The following is a 15,140-nucleotide window of genomic DNA, read 5'->3' on the forward strand; positions in this document are numbered from 1 at the left end:
AATCTTCACATTTGTATACCTAAATGAATTTTTTTCGTTTTTCCGAACCAATTTTGCGTCGCAAGCAACACGCCTTAGATTTTCAGGATCGTCAAGGATTATGGCATTTTAAACTAAATATTAAAGATAAAACTTTATTCTCGAATATTTATACCAGAATAGACCAAGTTTTTGTAATGTGGGGTTTAATTTCGGCAATTATCTTTATCACTGCCCAATTTGCGCCCATTGACTGGATCACTCAAGCAATTTTTTGGTCAATCTTAACAATTGTTGGTACGGTAGCAATGATTCCCCTAACTCATTTTTGGGTGAAAGTAGAACGTTTGAAATGGGTTTTGTATAGTTGGGTATTTTTAATGTTAGGCGGTGTCGTAATTACCGATTTAGGAATCTTGTTGGGTTGGGGACAAGTCTTAATGCACTTATGCCATCTTTGGTTAAGTTTAAGTGCAATTGGTTATTTTTGTACAGGTTGGGGATTGCGATCGCGTGCTTTTATAGTTGCAGGTTTATGGCATATTTTAGGTATAGTCATTTTACCTTACTGTCTTGGTTGGCAGTTTTTGGCAACAGGTTTAATTATGACAGCTAATCTTTTAGTATTTGCCGAAACTCAATGGGATATGCGTCTTCCGATTGATAATTATGCTTTCTTAACTGAAGAACAAAAAGAATTTAATCGTCAACAGTATCGATTACGTCAAGCTTCTTAATTTTTCAATATCATAGTTTTGGTTGATAGTTAATTGAGATCAAATATAATTCTAAAAACAGGCTTTTTGAGTAAAGATGTTAACCACAAGCAAAATTCCTGTCTCGTGCCTTTACCCAACTGTTAAAGATGTTATTTCAACAAGATTCAGTATTAGAAGTACGTAATGTAATAAATTTAAGAAGTGTTTAAAAAATAAAGATTAAAACCAAAAATAATTTAATTCTTGATCACTCATAATTGAGCCTTAAACAAGCAATTTTTTGACAATTCAGATTAAGAATGCTAGATTAAGCGATTAATCTTGATCACCATAAAGAAATAAAGTCATACCAGAAACTGGTTGATTATCATCAGCTTGAAGATAAGCTTCTATTTGAGCAGCACTATTAACTGTTTTTGTTTCAATATTCTCTTCTGTAGATTGAGAAAAATATTGTTGAAACCCAAGCCATAGTTGAGGTAATCGGTTGCAGTAGGTCAGAATTTGATTCATGATTTCTTAATCCTAACTTTATATCTTCTTGATATTATGATGACATAAGTAACCATAATTTTCTTCTTTTTTAAGTCAATCTTCTTAAGAAAATGTCTTTAGTTGCCTTGTTTTATTTGAAGCATCGCGTTTAAATTTCTTTAAGATGTTTAAGTAGAAATTGCATCTTAGTCCTAAACGTTTACAATTTCGATAAAATTTTTGATGGAATATATTTATCTTCATGGTTTTGCTTCTAGCCCTCAATCCCATAAAGCTCAATATTTACGCGATCGCTTTGCTACAATTGGAATTAATTTAAATCTTTTAGATCTCAATCAGGGAGATTTGTCTCATCTCACTTTGACGAGACAAATTCAACAAGTGGTTACAGCTTTTCCCACCTCCCATACTCCTATTACTATTATTGGTTCAAGTTTTGGCGGTTTAACGGCTGCGTGGTTGGGAGAAACTTATCCACAAGTACAACGTTTGATTCTACTTGCGCCAGCTTTTAATTTTTTGGCTCATTGGTTACCTAAACTCGGCAAAGCACAACGACAACAATGGCAACAGTCTGGTTATTTATCGACTTATCATTATGGAAAAGGGCGAATGCTGCCTCTTCATTATCAATTTGTGGTAGATCTTAGTAAGTATGATGATTCTCATCTGAAGCGCGCTTTACCTACTTTAATCATTCATGGTGTCAACGATGATGTAATTCCAATCGCAGCTAGTCGCAACTATGCTTCCCAACGTCCTTGGGTAAAATTAATTGAATTGGAAAGCGATCACAGTTTAACTAATGTAGAAGAAAAAATTTGGCAATCAATTCAAACTTTCGCGCTTTAAAAATTAACCCATAAAAATCAAAAAACGACTATGACATCTTTCTCGTCATATATCGCTCTTAGTGATGCAGAAGAAAAGCAGGTTATAATTGTTAAAAAATTCCCATATACTAGACTACTTACAATTTAAGGTTCAACCCGCTTTTCTCTACATTATGATTGTTAAACAAAGAATTCCCAATGAGGTATTCGGGATTGAATTCAAAACTAGACAGAGTAAACAGTTTGATTATATCTCTACTTAAGGTTTACAAAGTTTTCTCAATTACCCTTCTCTATCATCCAAAAACATTACCCTTTCTGGTTAAGATTTGGCTCATACATTCAAAAACTATTTATTATTTTCCAGGAAAATAGTTGAATGCGATACCACTTATTTCGTAATCTATTTTTTTCTGTAGGAAGGTATCGAGTAGATTCAGAGCGGGAGGTACAAGCTCTAATCTTTAGTTTGGGTAGAAGTGTGGTGTACTTCTTTGTACCTGTTATTAAATTAGCACTAGTCTCTGAATAAATAAAACCAGTTTTTACGAATATTTACAGTTATTTATTTGCTGCAACAGTTACTTTAAATAGCTACATCTTATTCACTCGTGAGTCTGATTTTTTAGAAATAAATCAAGCTTGATTACTGAAAAGTTCGATACCCTATAAATCTGTAAGCTATTTTTTTTAGCTCTATAAATCAACTAATTTATGTCTCAAGCTACTGCTACTTCTGTTGTCAACTCAAATTGTCCAGTATTTATTCTGATTGATGGTCATTCTTTGGCTTTTCGTTCCTATTATGCCTTTGCTAAATCTAAAAAAGGAGCGTTGCGAACTTCAACAGGAATTCCTACCAGTATTTGTTTTGGCTTTCTTAATTCTTTACTACAAGTGATCGAATCAGAACAACCTGAGTATTTAGCGATCGCTTTTGATTTAGGTGAGCCTACTTTTCGTAGTGTAGCAGACCCTACCTACAAAGCCAATCGTCAGGAAACACCAGAAGATTTTGTTCCCGATCTCAAAAATCTGCAAAAATTATTAGCTGCATTGAATGTAACTATTGCGGTTTCACCTGGTTATGAAGCTGATGATGTGCTAGGGACTTTGGCACACCAAGCATCACTTGCAGGATATCGTGTTAAAATTGTCACTGGCGATCGCGATTTGTTTCAATTAGTCAACGATCAAGAACAGATTAGTGTTTTATATTTAGAGCCTAAGCTAACTTATAGTGGTTCTGGTAGTTATCGAGAATTTGATACAGCAGCAGTAGTAGAAAAGTTAAGTATTACTCCGCAACAAGTAATTGACTACAAAGCTTTGTGTGGTGACAAGTCAGACAACATTCCAGGTATTACGGGAATTGGCGATAAAACTGCAATTAAATTATTGAATGAATATTCTACTTTAGAAGGTATTTATCAAAGTTTGAACCAACTCAAAGGTGCAGTCAAACAGAAAATTGCTACAGGAAAAGATAATGCTTTTCATTCGCGTTATTTAGCAACTATAGATACAAAAACTCCTTTGAAAATTACTTTAGAAGAATGTTTATTAAAAGGTTTTGATTATCAAGAAGTTATTCCTTTATTGAAAGAATTAGAACTAAAAAAAATAATTGATCGAATTGAACATTTACAAGAAAAACTGGGAGGAAAATTAAAGCTTCAGTCAGAAACAGTTGCAAGTGAACGGGAACAACTATCTTTATTTAATAGTGATGAATCTGGTTTCAGTCTTAATCAAGAAATCATTCAACAAAATAATAAATTTAAATCTGTAAATAATCCTGATTCACCATCTTTAGTTCAACCTCAAATTATTACAACCGCAGAACAATTAGAACAATTAATTAATACTTTAAAAAAATATACTAATCCTTCAGAACCTGTGGCTTGGGATACAGAAACAACTGCCTTAGAACCTCATCATGCGACTTTAGTTGGAATTGGTTGCTGTTGGGGAAATCAAACTACAGATATTGCTTATATTCCTGTCGGACATAAAGACGGAAAACAATTAGATTGTCAGCAAGTTTTAACTGCTTTAAAACCTATTTTAGAATCTTTAGATTATCCTAAAGCTTTTCAAAATACTAAATTTGATCGTTTAGTTTTACATTACCAGGGAATTAAGTTAGCTGGAGTTGTCTTTGATCCGATGTTAGCTAGTTATGTAATTAATCCTGAAACCAGTCATAACCTTACTGATTTATCGGAACGTTATTTAATAGGAATCGTTTCTAAAACCTATAAAAATTTAGGTATTCCTAAAGGACAAACTATTGCCGATTTATCAATTGATACTGTAGCTGAATATTGTGGGTTAGATGCTTATGCTACTTATCTGCTAGTAGAAAAACTTCAAGCTGAATTAATTAAATTTACAGAGTTACATAAACTACTGATAGAAGTAGAACAACCATTGGAAATAGTTTTAGCAGACATGGAAAAAATTGGCTTTAAAATCAATGTACCTTATCTGCAACAATTTTCCTTACAATTAGCCCAAAATTTACAAGAACTTGAACAAAAAGCTTATCAAGCAGCAGGAGAAATATTTAATTTAAATTCTCCTAAACAACTAAGTGAAATTTTATTTGAAAAACTAGGTTTAAATCGTAAAAAATCTAGTAAAACTAAAACTGGTTATTCAACTAATCAAGCTGTTCTAGAAAAATTACAAGGCGATCATCCGCTGATTGATTATATTTTAGAACAACGTACTTTATCAAAATTAAAATCAACTTATGTTGATGCCCTGCCTGCTTTAGTTCGTTCCGATACTCAAAGAGTTCATACAGATTTTAATCAAACTAATACTGCTACAGGTAGATTATCTTCTTCAAATCCTAATCTACAAAATATTCCTATTCGTACCGAATTTTCTCGGCAAATTCGTCAAGCTTTTATTCCCGAAAATGATTGGTTATTAGTAGCTGCTGATTATTCCCAAATTGAATTAAGAATTCTCGCTCATTTAAGTCAAGAACCAGTCTTAGTTGAAGCCTATCGTTCTAATCAAGATGTTCATAGTATCACAGCACAATTATTATTTGATAAATCACAAGTTACTGCCGAAGAACGACGTTTAGGAAAAATTATTAATTTTGGTGTTATTTATGGTATGGGCGCGCAAAGATTTGCTAGAGAATCCGGTTTTAGTACTGCCGTTGGTAAAGAATTTATTGACAAATATCGCGCTAAATATACAAAAGTTTTTGCTTATTTAGAAGGAGTTAAAAAAGAAGCGATCGCAAATGGTTTTGTCACAACTATTTTAGGTAGAAGACGTTATTTTAATTTTGGTAGTAAAAGTTTAACTAACCTTCAAGGTAGTCAACCCCAAGATATTAATTTGGCGGAACTAAAATATAATTATAACGATGCTCAATTATTAAGGGCTGCTGCTAACTCTCCCATTCAAGGTTCAAGTGCAGATATTATTAAAATCGCGATGGTTAAATTACACCAAATTCTTCAGCAATATCAAGCCAGATTATTATTACAAATTCACGATGAATTAGTTTTTGAAGTTCCTCCCCATGAATGGCAAGAGTTGCAAACTCAAATCAAAATAACAATGGAAAATGCAGTTAGTTTGAGTGTTCCTTTGCTAGTAGAAATTAATGCAGGAAAAAATTGGATGGAAGCTAAGTAAGTGGCGTTGCATCATTGCGGGATGATTCACGACTTTTTCCCCATTCAAAGTTTTTCATTATTATAGCGATCGCATATTATCAAAATGCCCTAAGAGTGCGTAGACAATATGTTTATCCCCAACTTGTGATATTTGAACCTTTACCGCGTTTTTTATCCACCTTAACGAAAATATTTTTGGCTTTGGCTAGTTTTTTAACTTTCCGAATAAACTCATTTTCTTTCATTATGTAAGATATTGCTTTGCTTCTGCGCTCAAAACATCATCCATCCAAGCATTAATGCTTTTATTAGCTTTTTTGGCAGCTAAATAAATCTGACGATGGTTTAATATGATATCAAAAAATGATATTTTAATTGAGTCTAGAGCGATCGCGATTAATTCTCAACTACCTACCGCACAAAAAGTAGCCCAATAATACAGGGAAGCAAAAGGGTAAGAATTATCGGGCATATGAAATAAAGCTACATCGATTTCAAACATCTGTGCGTAAGTTACGTTAATAAGATACGCTGATGATTTCATTATTCTGCATGAAAATCTTGAAGTAATAAAACAAAGTCAAATTATAATTCAAGACATGATCTACTCTACTGATAGGTATGCGTGTATACATTTTGCTCTTTAATGCTGGAACAGATAACGAAGGTGTTCATACGATTCAAGTTGGCGATCTCAATAAGATTTTAATGTTCGCCGAAGAAGATGATGCGGTTCGTTTTGCTTTAATGCTAGAAGCACAGGATTTTCCCGAAGCGACAGTCGAAGCAATTGATTCAGAAGAAGTAGAGGTTTTTTGTCGTAAAGCTGGATATGACTATGAAATTATTGAACCTGGTAACTTAGCTGTTCCTCCAGACAAAAATGTTGAAACAACTGATTGGGATCAGGAAGAGGAACAACAAAGTATTTCTAACGCAGAAGTAGAAGAATCGGAATTAGCTCAAAATGAATTGGACAGCATTCGCCGTCGTTTAGAAGGATTGTTGTGAAATCTGAATTCTAAATTATAAATTCCTCAATCTAGGTCACAGTTAAGCTAAATTCAGAGTCTTGCTCTTACTCTATTGTGCAGATGAAAAATTTACAGTCAAGAGGACATTTACTAACTGAACAGATTAATCCTGCCAGTGAAAATCTTGATAGTTTATCCTCTTTAGAAATTGTCGATTTATTTAATCGTGAAGATGCCAAAACCCTAGAAGCGATCGCTCTTGCCAGAATTCCTTTAGCAAAAGCAATAGATTTGATTAATGAGGCAATGACTCAAGGAGGAAGATTATTTTATGTAGGTGCAGGTACGAGCGGTAGATTAGGCGTTTTAGATGCTGCCGAATGTCCTCCTACTTTTTGTACTCCTCCAGAATTGGTTCACGGAATTATTGCTGGTGGCGCAGGTGCTTTAGTTAGAAGTTCAGAAGATTTGGAAGATCGACCAGAAGATGGAGCAAGTGCGATCGCTCATCATCAAATTGGTAATCTGGATGTAGTTGTTGGCATTACAGCGGGCGGGACTACTCCTTTTGTACATGGGGCATTAGCTGCTGCTCAAGAAAGAGGAGCAAAAACAGTTGCTATTAGTTGTGTTCCTCTTGAACAAGTAGAAATCAATGCTGATGTAGATATTAGACTGTTAGTAGGAGCAGAAATTTTAGCAGGTTCAACTAGACTCAAAGCTGGTACAGTTACCAAAATGGCATTAAATATCCTTTCGACAGGAGTAATGATTCGCCAGGGAAAAGTTTATGGCAATCGGATGGTAGATGTAGCGGTAACTAATCAAAAATTACGCGATCGCGCTTTACGCATTATTACAGATTTAACCGATTTAAATCAACCAGAAGCTGAAAATTTATTGCAACGCAGTGGTAATAAAGTCAAACTAGCTCTTTTGATGCACTGGACTGATTTAGATAGCGTTACAGGAGAAAATTTATTAGCCAAACATCAAGGCAATTTAAGAGCAGCTTTGCAAGAGCAATAATTTTCTAGGGTTGATGAAGTAGCTTGATTTTGAACCCCCTGTTGGGGAATAAACATATTCATTGACTACTTTGGGGACAAATAATGAGTTTATACAATTTGCCTTGGAGGAATAAGTGAGCGAATTTTGAGCGATAGCAGTAGTGTTGATGAGGTAAGAGTGAGGTAAACGTAGTCCCCAAAAATGTCTTGGTTGATGCGGACGGAGAGACTCGAACTCTCACGTCAAAGACACTAGAACCTAAATCTAGCGCGTCTACCAATTCCGCCACGTCCGCATATTTAGACTGTTTTCTATCATAGCAAAGACAGAAAATAAATCAACAATTTTGATAAATTACTGTAACTTACAAACCTGGCGTTGACGATCAATTTGTGGTTCTATCCAAGAATAAGCAAAATGACTAACAGAATTAATTTCAGGAAAAGCTGAACGCAAAGCCGACATTTGAACTTCTAAAGAAGGATGCTGCTTGTAGGTTTGACCCCAAGAACCAGCTAAAGCAGGGATGATTGTAGTCTCAGGAGATGCCATTTGTTTGACCGTTTTAACTTCATTGACAATACAACTAGCATCATCACAAATTGAATAAGCCATCGGATGCCATTCTAAAGAAGCAGGAAACTTATCCCAGGCTTGTAAGCGAGAATCAAATCCTCCTCGACCAACTAAACGATTGCCATCAGGAAAAAACACTGCCCCAGCAGGAAGATTACGCTGTTGAACGGGTGAAGCTGCAAAAGAAAGAAAATCAATAATTCCTTGAGCAGCATGAGCAACGCTAAAAAACCACAATTCTGACTGTATTTGACCTAAACGATTTCGAGCAGACTCTTTGGTTTCTGAAGCAGAAATTTGACGACCTTGCCAATCTGGTATACCTTCCTTGGGATAAAGATAGTCAAGACTTACTAAATCATCTAAGCTAATTTTACCTTTGGTGATGTATCTTTCAATTAAAGCTTGTCCTTTTTTATTTTTAGCTCGGTTGTAAAGAGCCTGAAGTGAAGCGGGACTATAAATCCATAAATCTTGAACTCGTCCTACTGTAGATCTTGCTCCTGTACCACGAGGATAGCGAATATAGTCAAATAAAACTCCATCTGGTTTTCTGGCGAGTACTGCTTGAACTAATTGATAGTAATCAATTTGTGCTTGACGATTATAAGGGTCAATAAAAGCTTGAGAAGCGTCGTGTACTACAGCTAAACTGCTTTCACCTTGGGCATTACGAGCTAAAGCTTCTTGGCGATCGCTTCTTTGAGCATAAGTATAACCAAAATTCATGGTAAATAGCCAAGCGTAAACCTTTAGTCCTCGTTCGCGACCTTTTTTAATTGTTTGTTCAAGGAGATCCACGTTTTCGGCTCCAGGCGATCGCACTACAGGAATCCAGGGAGTAGGATTATCACCAGGAGGTAATAAAACCTGGCTGTCGTAAAATACTTCTAGATGAATGCGATTGTAACCAAGATTAACAATGCGATCAAGAATGTAATCAATTGAACCAGGGCTAACATCACAAGGATAGAGACGAAGCCAAATTGCTTGTGTCTGTGGCCAAGTTTGACGACGACATTGATTTAAAATTTGAGCGTGTTGTGCAATAAGCTCTTGATATTCTTGTTGATCTTGAACGTTTCCTTCTAATAAACCTTGAAGCAGTTGTTCTTTTTTCAGAACTTCTTCTTGGTCAAATTTACAATAAGTTCCAATTGCTGCTTGTGCTGGTTGATTAAATCCGCATTGACTAACCAAAATAGTGAAGCTTGCGATTATGATGCGAAAAATGTGCGAATTTCCTTGTTGTTTGAACACAATTGTTACTCCCAGCTTTAATTACCTTATTTATTAATAAATACGGAGTTATACAAATTACTTAGTTAATTTAATTATCGATATTTATCTATAGATATTAATGTCTTATTAATACTTGACATTACTTTGACTGATGGTTATGGTTCAATTTATTGATAGTTAAATAATATATTATTCTGTTTTAGCCTAAATTTTAGCCAAATAAAAATCCAAGTCTAGATTAAATTAATTTGAAACTCAATAAATCTAGTTATTCCTATTAATTTTTCTAGTAATTAACAATATAAAAAAGTGCGTTAGTTAAATTGAACAATTCTACCAACGCACCAAAATAAGTTTTGATTTTTTTTATTTACCCATACCCAACTGTTGAGCCTTTTGATAAACTTTTCCTTCAGTCAACAATGAAGGAGCAATCACTACTTCAACTTGCTGCATTTCTTTGAGGTTTTTCGCACCAAGTGTACCCATACTAGTTTTAATTGCACCCAATAAATTGTGAGTACCATCATCAAGTTTAGCTGGTCCAACCAGAATTTCTTTAATTGTTCCCGTTGTTCCCACTTTAATCCGAGTTCCGCGAGGTAATACTGGACTAGGAGTAGCCATTCCCCAGTGGTAATCGCTTCCTGGAGACTCAGCAGCACGGGCAATTGGAGAGCCAATCATAACTGCATCAGCACCACAAGCCAAACATTTACAAATATCTCCTCCAGTAATGATGCCACCATCTGCAATAACTGGAACATATCTACCTGTTTGTGTGTAATAATCTTCCCTTGCAGCAGCACAATCAGCCGTTGCTGTTGCTTGAGGTACGCCAACTCCCAAAACACCACGAGAAGTACAGGCTGCACCAGGACCAATTCCAACTAAGACCCCAGCAGCACCAGCCTTCATCAAATTTAAGGCGACCTCGTAAGTAACACAGTTACCCAAAATTACGGGCATGGGCATTTCCTGGCAAAAACTAGCCAAATCTAGAGGATTAACAGATTCAGGAGAAAGGTGAGCAGTAGAAACCACAGTTGCTTGCACGAACAATAGATCGGCAGCAGCTTCCGCTACAACTTCACCATATTTACTTGCTCCCAAAGGAGTTAGGCTAACGGCTGCAATTCCACCTTGAGCTTTAATATCCTTAATTCTCTGTTTGATTAATTCTGGTTTAATTGGTTCAGAATATAATTCTTGCATTAAACCAACAAACTCATCTTTACCGACAGAGGCAATTCGATTCAGTACTGGTTCGGGGTCTTCGTAACGAGTTTGAATTCCTTCCAAATTCAGCACTCCCATTGAGCCTAATTCTGACAGTAAGACAGCCATCCGCACATCAACTACGCCATCCATAGCACTAGCAATGATGGGGATTTCTCGCTTAATTGAGCCAATTTCCCAGGTGGTATCTGCCAAACTGGGGTCTAAAGTACGCACTCCAGGCACAAGTGCAATTTCGTCAATTCCATAGGCTCTACGAGCCGTTTTTGAGCGACCAATTGATATATCCACGCTTTCCCTTCTGTTCCCAAAGCTATTAGCTTAGGCTATCAAATTTTTTTACCATTTGAAAATGAAAAAATAAAATCAGATTGTATCATGTGTAACAAACTACTCTCAAGCAGGATAAATTCTTAGTCTGCGATTAGGTTCTTCACCAAAACTATCGGATTGGAGGCGATAATGCTCGACTAATTCATGTTGCATTTTACGGACTTTGGCAGAGCGTGGTAATAATTCTACTGGTTGTCCTTTGGGAATGACGATTTGTTCGACAGCTAGTCTCGCTTCTTCTAAAGCTTCAATTTCATCATCGCTTCCTGCTTGGGAAAACAAACGTAAATCTGTCGCCTCTGGAAGATTGGGGTCATCAAAATTGAGTAATTGCCTCAAGACCCTAGTTATTTGAGGAATGGTATTAGATTTAACTCCGTAAATAGGTATCTGACGATGTTTAACTAATTGTCGTAGTTTAGAATGATGTTTGATTTGCGATCGCAAAGCGACAACTACATCTGCGTTCTCCAGGTCTTTGGTCAAGACAATGGGTAGATTTAGTACGTCAATTACCTGTTCTAATTGAGAACGACCAACCCCATAGGGATAGAGATAAACAGGCCAATCTTCTCCATTAGGTCCTGGAGTCCGAACTTTGTTGCTGATTGGTTCTTGAGTTTGCCATGATTGCTCTAGCATTTGTTCAAAGTCGGAATTGACTTTCTGCTGTTTACTACTTAAAGAACTCACAGGAGTCATTCGACCAGAAGCACGCCATCCTCCAGAAGGTCGTAAAGGAGTTGCTAAAGAAACTGTTTTGGCTAAGTAATTGTTATTTGATTGAGTAGGTTCTTCATGAATGATGCTGATTTCACCGCTATCATCAACTGTTCTAATTTGGGTTGTTGGTTCAATTCCTCGAAGTAAGTTATCGACTGTTTGAGCTACATCTTCATGAACTACCCATCGCTGTCTTTCTAACATTTCAACAGCAACCGCAAATGTAGGAGGAGCTTTTCTTTCTAAAACAGTTTTTTGTGAACCTCTGCGTCTAGCTTCGTCATCTCCTAGGGTAACGGCTTGAATACCGCCAATTAAATCAGATAGAGTAGGATTTTTGATTAAATTCTCAATAGTATTACCGTGAGCCGTACCAACTAATTGTACTCCTCGCTCAGCAATTGTACGGGCAGCCAAAGATTCTAGTTCAGTACCAATTTCATCAATTACAATTACTTCAGGCATATGATTTTCTACTGCTTCAATCATAACCTGATGCTGTAATTCTGGTCGAGAAACTTGCATTCTCCGAGCGCGTCCAATAGCAGGATGAGGAATATCACCATCACCAGCAATTTCATTGGAAGTATCGATAATGACAACTCTTTTATTGAGGTCATCGGCTAAAACTCTAGCGATTTCTCGTAGAGCAGTAGTTTTACCTACACCTGGTCTTCCCAACAGCAGAACTGATTGACCAGTTTCAATCAATTCCCGAATCATAATAATTGTGCCAAACACAGCCCGTCCAATCCGACAGGTTAAGCCGATAATATCTCCTGCACGATTGCGAATGGCACTGATACGGTGTAAGGTTCTTTCTATTCCTGCTCGATTATCACTGCTGAAAATACCTACTCGTTCAATGCAGTGTTGTAAATCTTCTTTGGATACTGGTGTTTGTCCTAAATAGGAAGCTTCTGAAGCAAAACGCCCCTCTGGTAACCGACCTAAGTCCATTACTACTTCGATCAAATTATCTTTTTGAGGATGTTCAATTAATTTTAAACGAATTGGCTCTGGAAAAATTGATAATAATTCGTCTAAATTATCAGTAATTTGCATTCGGTGAGAAGGAATTTTTTCTTGTGGCATTAAAGATAAATTAATTTAATCTAAAAATATTTTTTGAGCTTTTCTTTGCTTTATTAATAGCTTAAACTAAATGATTATTTAATCTATCATTGGCTTTATTTTTTTTGAAGCTTGACAGTCATAAAAATAATCTGATTTGACATTAGTTTTAATTTGGGAAACCAAAGAACAAGCTTGATTTACTGCTTGCTTAAGGAATTCTGGTTGATTTTCTAATTGCTCAAAGGATACTTTCATGGTATTTAAACTATTTGAATTGCTCTTAAAATTTTGTTGGTTAATTATTTCTAATTGTTCTAAAATTGGCGATAATAAAGATCGAGCATAACTGCCATAGGCGATACCAGCGATAGCTTGGTTGTTTGCTTGATTGATTAATCCAGCAGTCCTTAACTTAGTTACAGTGTAACCATTTGTGCCACCTGCGAGTTGAACAAAACCTGGTAAATTTGCTGTTAAAACTTTTTGAGCTAGTTTGATTGCTGCATGGGTAGTTCCTATCCCAATGTCACCACTCATAGGACGACCATCGGTTTGCCAGATTAAAGGACAAGGTAAAGGACTAATTAAATTGTAGAGAGCTTGAAGATAATCAATTAAATCTGGATGATCTGGGCAACTAATTGCTAGTACTTTGAGATTACTAATTTGATTAGCGATCGCTCTCCACAGTCTTTGGAAATCATTGTAATGTCCCACTTGAGTATGAATTTCAATCGCATCTATTGCTACTTCTGGTAACCAATCCGCGATCGCATTAGGGGTAGACACATAAGCACGAGTGGAAATTATTTGAGGTGGACAAATGGGTAAACAACGACCACAACCGTAACAGAGGCGATCAATGACTCCTGAAAAACCTGTGGGAGTTTCTGCAAATGTAATTGCTTTAGCAGGACATACTACTTCACAGGGTCGCGGACATTCAGCAGGACAATTAGTTGACTCAAATTCTGCTTTCCGAAAATGAGGATCTTCTCCATCATTAAGACTAACCATTAACCAAGGTTTTCCTCGCCAAAAGCAGTCTGAAAAATTATTGGTTTGAGCTAAACTAGCTGCAACTTCAATTCCTTCTCGTGCAGCAGCAATTACGGCAGGATCCGCAGCAACATCGATACAATCAGCACCAGCTAGACTGTAAGCTAAAGCCAAACTTCGGATGGCAGGAAGGTGTTGAAAACTAGCTCCGCAAATTAGTTTGAACCAGTGACCTTCTTTTAAAGAATGTAAGGGATGGTATAGATTGCTCACTTCTACATCCTAATATTTTGTTGCTCATTAGTGTTAGTAATTTTTGGCTGAAATTGGGATGGGGTAGTTAGAAATAACCGACTTAAATCCTTAATGTATTATATTGTAATACAAAAAGTCAATTTTAAGTCAAGCCATTCAATTAACTATTAACAATCAACCATTAACAACAATCGAAGCGTTTCTGGCGAGCAAAGTTATACTGGGAGTTTTAATCTTGTTGTTGATGCCACCTACTCCAGAGATCAAAACGGCGATCGCGTGTTCGTTGAATTTGTTGTTCTTTACGCCATTGAGCAATTGCTTGATGATTGCCAGAACGTAAAACTTCAGGAACTTCCCAACCCCGAAAAACTGCTGGTCTAGTATATTGAGGATAATCGAGTAAATCTGTTTCAAAACTCTCAGCTTTCAGAGAGGCTTGTTTAGCTACTGTGCCTGGTAACAATCGTACTACACCGTTAATAATCGTTAAAGCAGGAATTTCACCACAAGTAAGGACAAAATCACCTAAAGATATTTCTCTAGTAACTAAATGCTGACAAACTCGTTCATCTACCCCTTCATAATGTCCACAAATTAAGATCAATTGATCGTAGTTGCTAGCCAATTCTTGTAGTAAGTTTTGATTAAGAGTTTCTCCTTGGGGACTCATATAAATAATTTCTTTTCTCGGTAACATCTCCAAAGATTCAACCGCAGCAAAAATTGGTTCTGGTTTAAGTAACATTCCTACCCCACCACCATAGGGTTCATCATCAACCTTATGATGTTTATCCGTAGTGAAGTCGCGGGGATTAATTAAATTGATTGTTGCGATCTCTTTAGCTAAAGCCTTGCCAATTAAACCAGAATTAAGCGGAGAAACAAAAAAATCGGGGAATAAAGTGATAATATCAAACCGCACTAATTTTTCTTCTCAATAATTTTGTTAAGACCACAAAATGTATATTTTGTTATGCAAAAATAACATAATTACCTTATCATATACAAATTGTTGCCAAGCTAATAGCTGAA

At 36.1% G+C, this 15,140-nt stretch carries 12 protein-coding genes and 1 tRNA gene; 5 read left to right on the forward strand and 8 right to left on the reverse strand.

All coding sequences use genetic code 11. The annotated features are described in order from the left end of the window. Window positions 1-23: 23 nt before the first annotated feature. Complete coding sequence (locus STA7437_RS01425) at window positions 24-716, forward strand: hypothetical protein (protein WP_015191587.1); 693 nt, start codon at window positions 24-26, stop codon at window positions 714-716. Window positions 717-1,013: 297 nt separating this feature from the next. Here the strand turns inward: STA7437_RS01425 and STA7437_RS01430 are convergent, their stop codons facing one another. Next, entirely contained in the window at window positions 1,014-1,211 is a 198-nt protein-coding gene (locus STA7437_RS01430) for a hypothetical protein (RefSeq protein WP_015191588.1), read from the reverse strand. Window positions 1,212-1,415: 204 nt separating this feature from the next. Between STA7437_RS01430 and STA7437_RS01435 the strand changes: the two genes are divergently transcribed. Both STA7437_RS01435 and polA read left to right on the forward strand, forming a co-directional pair. After that, on the forward strand, window positions 1,416-2,045 hold the full coding sequence (locus tag STA7437_RS01435; protein WP_015191589.1) for a YqiA/YcfP family alpha/beta fold hydrolase: 630 nt from the start codon (window positions 1,416-1,418) through the stop codon (window positions 2,043-2,045). A gap of 695 nt (window positions 2,046-2,740) precedes the next feature. Then, on the forward strand, window positions 2,741-5,695 hold the full coding sequence (gene polA / locus STA7437_RS01440; RefSeq protein ID WP_015191590.1) for a DNA polymerase I: 2,955 nt from the start codon (window positions 2,741-2,743) through the stop codon (window positions 5,693-5,695). Between the two features lie 384 nt (window positions 5,696-6,079). Here polA and STA7437_RS26400 read toward each other — a convergent pair whose 3' ends face one another. Continuing rightward, window positions 6,080-6,220 (reverse strand): hypothetical protein, encoded by a 141-nt coding sequence (locus STA7437_RS26400; RefSeq protein WP_171815436.1) that lies wholly within the window; start codon window positions 6,218-6,220, stop codon window positions 6,080-6,082. A gap of 77 nt (window positions 6,221-6,297) precedes the next feature. Here STA7437_RS26400 and STA7437_RS01445 point away from each other — a divergent pair, with 77 nt between their 5' ends. Further along, complete coding sequence (locus tag STA7437_RS01445; protein ID WP_015191592.1) at window positions 6,298-6,687, forward strand: DUF3110 domain-containing protein; 390 nt, start codon at window positions 6,298-6,300, stop codon at window positions 6,685-6,687. 83 nt (window positions 6,688-6,770) lie between these two features. Next, a complete protein-coding gene (gene murQ, locus STA7437_RS01450; RefSeq protein ID WP_015191593.1) occupies window positions 6,771-7,679 on the forward strand; it encodes an N-acetylmuramic acid 6-phosphate etherase in 909 nt (302 codons plus the stop codon). Between the two features lie 196 nt (window positions 7,680-7,875). Here the strand turns inward: murQ and STA7437_RS01455 are convergent. From STA7437_RS01455 to trmD, 6 genes are all read right to left on the reverse strand, one after another. After that, window positions 7,876-7,956: transfer RNA gene (locus STA7437_RS01455), tRNA-Leu, on the reverse strand. A 59-nt stretch (window positions 7,957-8,015) separates the two neighbouring features. After that, window positions 8,016-9,497: a glycoside hydrolase family 10 protein gene (locus STA7437_RS01460; RefSeq protein WP_015191594.1), complete on the reverse strand. Its 1,482-nt coding sequence runs from the start codon at window positions 9,495-9,497 to the stop codon at window positions 8,016-8,018. A gap of 348 nt (window positions 9,498-9,845) precedes the next feature. Next, window positions 9,846-11,009, reverse strand: coding sequence for a GuaB3 family IMP dehydrogenase-related protein (locus tag STA7437_RS01465; protein ID WP_015191595.1), 1,164 nt, complete (start codon window positions 11,007-11,009; stop codon window positions 9,846-9,848). Window positions 11,010-11,114: 105 nt separating this feature from the next. Further along, window positions 11,115-12,869, reverse strand: coding sequence for a R3H domain-containing nucleic acid-binding protein (locus STA7437_RS01470; RefSeq protein ID WP_015191596.1), 1,755 nt, complete (start codon window positions 12,867-12,869; stop codon window positions 11,115-11,117). A 78-nt stretch (window positions 12,870-12,947) separates the two neighbouring features. Next, the gene (ldpA, locus tag STA7437_RS01475) at window positions 12,948-14,123 is read right to left on the reverse strand and encodes a circadian clock protein LdpA (protein ID WP_015191597.1); all 1,176 of its coding nucleotides are present in this window, start codon (window positions 14,121-14,123) and stop codon (window positions 12,948-12,950) included. 211 nt (window positions 14,124-14,334) lie between these two features. Then, a complete protein-coding gene (trmD, locus tag STA7437_RS01480) occupies window positions 14,335-15,030 on the reverse strand; it encodes a tRNA (guanosine(37)-N1)-methyltransferase TrmD (RefSeq protein ID WP_015191598.1) in 696 nt (231 codons plus the stop codon). Window positions 15,031-15,140 lie beyond the last annotated feature (110 nt).

The sequence above is a fragment of the Stanieria cyanosphaera PCC 7437 genome (assembly GCF_000317575.1).
In the GTDB taxonomy this organism is placed as follows: domain Bacteria; phylum Cyanobacteriota; class Cyanobacteriia; order Cyanobacteriales; family Xenococcaceae; genus Stanieria; species Stanieria cyanosphaera.

What these genes read in the sequence shown, in the direction of transcription:
- polA (WP_015191590.1), top strand. Translation starts at nt 2,741, where the DNA reads ATGTCTCAAGCTACTGCTACTTCTGTTGTCAACTCAAATTGTCCAGTA.
- STA7437_RS01470 (WP_015191596.1), bottom strand. Translation starts at nt 12,869, where the DNA reads ATGCCACAAGAAAAAATTCCTTCTCACCGAATGCAAATTACTGATAAT.
- murQ (WP_015191593.1), top strand. Translation starts at nt 6,771, where the DNA reads ATGAAAAATTTACAGTCAAGAGGACATTTACTAACTGAACAGATTAAT.
- STA7437_RS26400 (WP_171815436.1), bottom strand. Translation starts at nt 6,220, where the DNA reads ATGAAATCATCAGCGTATCTTATTAACGTAACTTACGCACAGATGTTT.
- STA7437_RS01435 (WP_015191589.1), top strand. Translation starts at nt 1,416, where the DNA reads ATGGAATATATTTATCTTCATGGTTTTGCTTCTAGCCCTCAATCCCAT.
- STA7437_RS01425 (WP_015191587.1), top strand. Translation starts at nt 24, where the DNA reads ATGAATTTTTTTCGTTTTTCCGAACCAATTTTGCGTCGCAAGCAACAC.
- STA7437_RS01445 (WP_015191592.1), top strand. Translation starts at nt 6,298, where the DNA reads ATGCGTGTATACATTTTGCTCTTTAATGCTGGAACAGATAACGAAGGT.
- STA7437_RS01430 (WP_015191588.1), bottom strand. Translation starts at nt 1,211, where the DNA reads ATGAATCAAATTCTGACCTACTGCAACCGATTACCTCAACTATGGCTT.